General features: G+C 71.7%; 3 protein-coding genes. All 3 read left to right on the forward strand.

The features are described 5' to 3' along the window. On the forward strand, window positions 1-980 hold a 980-nt coding region (locus ACR807_RS41185; RefSeq protein ID WP_438926984.1), incomplete at its 5' end, for a WxL protein peptidoglycan domain-containing protein. A 272-nt stretch (window positions 981-1,252) separates the two neighbouring features. After that, on the forward strand, window positions 1,253-4,345 hold the full coding sequence (locus ACR807_RS41190) for an RHS repeat domain-containing protein (RefSeq protein ID WP_438926985.1): 3,093 nt from the start codon (window positions 1,253-1,255) through the stop codon (window positions 4,343-4,345). Window positions 4,346-4,354: 9 nt separating this feature from the next. Continuing rightward, window positions 4,355-4,576, forward strand: a complete 222-nt coding sequence (locus tag ACR807_RS41195; RefSeq protein ID WP_438926986.1) for a hypothetical protein — start codon at window positions 4,355-4,357, stop codon at window positions 4,574-4,576.

Here is a 4,576-nt window from a genome sequence, read left to right on the forward strand (position 1 = left end):
CGTTGGCCGCGGCCCGCCGCGCCGGAGCCACCCTGATCGTCGCCGCCCTCCTCCCGATGCCCCACGCGGTGGCGCAACCCGTCGCCGGTGACGCCGACCGGCAGACGTGGTCGGTCGCGCCGGCGTCGGCGTCCGGACCCGACGGCCGGGCCCGGTTCGACTACGTCGTGGAACCGGGGATGCGGTACGACGACCACCTCGCGGTACGCAACCTCGGGGAGGGCGAGATCACGCTGGACCTCTACGCCGGGGACGCGGTCAACACCGGCACCGGCGGGTTCGACCTGCTCGCCCGCGACGAGGCGTCCGCCGTCGTCGGCGACTGGGTCACCGTCTCCGCGCCGCGGGTCGTCGTGCCCGCGCGGGGGACCGCGGTGGTGCCGTTCAGCGTCGCCGTCCCCGCCGACGCCGAGCCCGGTGACCACGTGGGCGGCCTCGTCGCCGCCCTGACCACCAGCGGCGGCGACACCCCGGTCGAGGTGGAGCGCCGGGTGGGCAGCAGGCTCTACGCCCGGGTGGCCGGGCCGATCGACGCCACCGTGCGGATCGACTCGGTGACCCCGTCCTACCGGGGCACGCCCAACCCGGCGGGGACCGGCGAGGTGGACGTCACCTACACGATCGTCAACGACGGCAACCTGCGCCTGTCGCTGCTGCCGTCGGTGCGCCTGAGCGGCCCGTTCGGCCTCGGGGAGCGCTCGACCACCGGCGAGGTGCTGCCGGAACTGCTGCCGGGCAACGCCGTGACGCTCACGCGGACCGTCACCGACGTGTGGCCCCTCGGCCCGCTCGACGTCCGGGTCACGGCCGAACCCGTCACCTCGGCGACCCAGTCCCTCGGCGGCGCCGTGCCCCCCGCGACCGCCGACGCCTCCGTGTGGGCCGTGCCCTGGACCGCCCTGGGCGCCCTGGCGTTGTTCCTGGGGATCGTCGTGGCGCTCCGGCGCGTCCGCCGGAAGATCCGGGCGCTGCGCGGCTGACCCCGCCCGGAGCGGACCCGACTCGCAGCCGGCCAAGCCCCGTCGTCACCGGGGCACACCGGACACGCCCGAGGTGCTTCACCCACTCGCCGCCGAACGCGGCGATCCCGTTACGCCGGGTAGTCCGGGAACTGCTCCGTTCAGGCGGCCGGAGGCAGCCGGGATGCGTCCCGATGCGGTGATCGTTAGCTTCGGCAGGGCCGGTGCCGAGGGGGCACCGGGCGCGCCGGGCTGCCGACAAGGCGCTCGGCCTTGCGAGGGGGACTTCTTCCATGAGACGCAGGATCCTGCGTGGGTTCGTGCTGCGCGCTTTCGGCGGCGCGACGGCGGTGGTGCTGGCCACGGGTCTGGTCAGCGGTGTGGGGCAGGCGGCACCGGAGGGGGCCGCGGAGCAGGGGGTGGAGGCCCCCGAGTCGTGGACGCCGGGGGGCGAGGTCGCGAGGACGCCGGTGGGCGGCGCGCCGCCGGACCGGCCGTGGCGCGGCGGTGAGGTCGGGGCGCAGACCATCGCCTGCACCACCTGGGACCGGCCCGGGGCGCTGCCGTCCTACCCGATGGAGCGGCACCGGATCAGCGACCGGCTGGAGCTGTCGGTCAACCTGTCCAACGGCAACGTGATGGTCGTCGCGCGCGACCTGACGTTGCCCGGCACCGGCCTGAACCTGTCGGTGGACCACGTCTACAACAGCCAGGGCTGGGGTTCGGACGACTTCGGCAACTGGCAGCTCAGCACCGGCAGCGGCGTGGGGTTGTGGCTGTGGAACGGCAGCGTCGAGCTGTTCGGCCCCAACGGCTACTGCGTCAGCTTCGACGAACGGCCCGACGGCGGCTACACCTCGCCGCCCGGCATCGACGCCACGTTGACCAAGGCCGCCGACGGCACGTTCACCGCGACCTTCCACGACTCGCAGGAGAAGTGGCGGTTCGACGCCGATGGCTGGTTCACCTCGCAGGAGGACCGCAACGGCAACACCAACACGATGCACTACGGGCCCGACGGCGACCTGGCGTCGATCACCGACTCGCAGGGCCGCGTCACCTCCTTCGCCTCGGACGACCAGGGCCGCGTCACCTCGATCACGGACCCGTCCGGGCTGTCGTTCGGCGGCTACACCTACGACGACGGCAAGCTGACCCGGTTCGCCGACCGCGACGGCAAGCAGGTCGCGCTGGAGTACGACGACGACGGCCTGCTGACCCGCCTCACCGACGCCCGCGGGGGCGTTTACGCGCTCGGCTGGAGCGACCGGCGGGTCGCGTCGCTGACCAAGCCTCTCGCCGGCGGGACGACGGCCACCACCACCTACGCCTACCGGGAGGTGGACGGGGACGAGACCACGGTCACCGACGCCAACGGCCACGCCGCGGTGCACGAGTTCGACGGCGAAGGCCGCCAGACCAGGGCCACCGACGCGCTCGGGCACGAGCAGTCGCAGACCTGGACGGCGAACAGCGACGTCAACACCGCCACCAACGCCCTGTCGCACTCCACGACGTACAACTACGACTCGCTCAACAACCTCATCGGCACCCAGTTGCCCACGGGGGCGCAAAGCGTCGTGGGCTACACCAGCTCGGCGCACCCGCACCTGCCCACCCAGGTCACCGACCCGTCGGGCAACCAGCACACCCGCGAGTACGACACCCGCGGCAACCTGACCAAGATCCGCTCCACCGGCCTGAACGCCGACATCGAGACCTACACGTACAACGCCCGCGGCCTGGTCACCACCCGCAAGGACGGCAAGGGCGCCACCACCACCTACACCTACGACACGGCCGGGAACCTGACCAAGGTCGCCCCGCCCGCGCCGATGGGCGCCACCACCTACACCCACGACTCGCTCTCCCGCGTCACCAGCGTCACCGACGGCAACGGCGTGCGCATCGACTACGGCTACGACAAGCTCGACCACGTCGTGTCGGTCAAGCACGGCTCCACCGTGCGCCAGGCCAACACCTACGACGCCAACGGCAACCTCACCTCCACCCAGGTCCCCGGCGTCACCAGGACCCTCGACCACGACGCCCGCAACCAGCTCACCAAGGTCACCCGCGGCACCGAGGTCGTCTCCTACACCTACGACAAGGCCGGCAACCTCAAGACCCTGACCACCCCGTCCGGCACCGCCACCTACGACTACGACGAGGCCGACCGGCTCTCCTCGCTGACCGACGCGCACGGCGGCACCACCACGTTCGAGCACGACGACAACGACCAGCGCACCAGGACCACCTTCCCCGGTGGGCAGGCGTGGCAGACCAACGAGTACGACACCTCCGGCCGGTTGAGGTACAGCTGGATCGGCAAGGCCGGCACGGTCGTCTTCCCGTTCCTCAGCTACACCTACGCCAAGGCGGACGGCACCGACACCGACAAGATCCAGACCAAGTACGTCTACACCCAGGGCACCGTCGCCTACACCTACGACGCGCTGGGCCGTCTGACCCAGGCGGGCACCGGCACCTACAGCCTGGACAACGCCACCAACCTGCTCTCCGGCGAGGGCCGCACGTACACCGTCAACGCCGCCGACCAGTACACCAAGATCAACGACGTGAACGCGGTGTTCGACGGCGCGGGCAACTACAAGTCCACCACCAACCCGGAGTCCAGCTTCACCTTCAGCCCCACCAACCAGCTGCTCACCGGCAACCTCGGCAGCACGAAGGTGCTCGACTTCGCCTACGACACCGGCGACCAGGCCCAGCCGCACACCATCACCGAGACCCCGACCGGCGGCAGCCAGGTCACCCACGTGTTCACCCGCACCGCGCTCGGGGTAACAGAGACCGTGGACAACGGGCAGCGCACCGGCTACACCCGCGACCCCGACGGCCTGCTGGTCACCCTCAGGACCCCCGCCGGCGCGCGCTACGGCGCGGTCACCGACCCGCAGGGCAGCGTCATGGCCCTGGTCGACGCCAACGGCGACGTGGCCGCCCGCTACGCCTACAGCCCCTACGGCGTGGTCACCGCCACCGGCACCGCCGCGAACGCCAACCCGTTCCGCTACCTCGGCGCCTACCAGCTCCAGCGCGGCCACCACCTGCTCGGCTACCGCGTCTACGACAGCGCCTACGCGCGCTTCCGCTCCCCCGACCCCACCGGCCAGGAACCCAACCCGTACAACTACGCCCAGGGCGACCCGATCAACAACAGCGACCCCACCGGGGCGTTGTCGTTCCTCGGGGTGAGCGGCGCGGCCAAGTTCGCCGGGAAGGCGCTCGGCGCGGTCGCGACGCCGATCGCGGCGGGCTGCTACATCTCCCGGGCCTGGGTCGACACGGACAACTCGTGGAGCGACGAGTTCACGGACCTGAACGCGTGCTTCAACCCGTTCTCGGACTACTTCCAGCAGTGAGGAGTCGGTATGACCCGTGAGAGGGACCCCGGACGGACGGCGGTCGCCGCACTCGGCTTCACGGCGCTGGCGCTGCTGCTGGTGAGCCTCGTGCTCAGCGGTGTCGCGGCCATGTCCGGCGCCGGCGGCCTGGGCACGTGGCGCAACGTCACCGGCGCCGTGGGCGGGGTCATGCTCATGATGTGGGGCGTCGCGTTCACGTTCGGCTCCCGCCGCGACAAGGCGGGCTGA

This window comes from Saccharothrix sabaoui, from assembly GCF_051756985.1.
Taxonomy (GTDB): Bacteria; Actinomycetota; Actinomycetes; order Mycobacteriales; family Pseudonocardiaceae; genus Actinosynnema.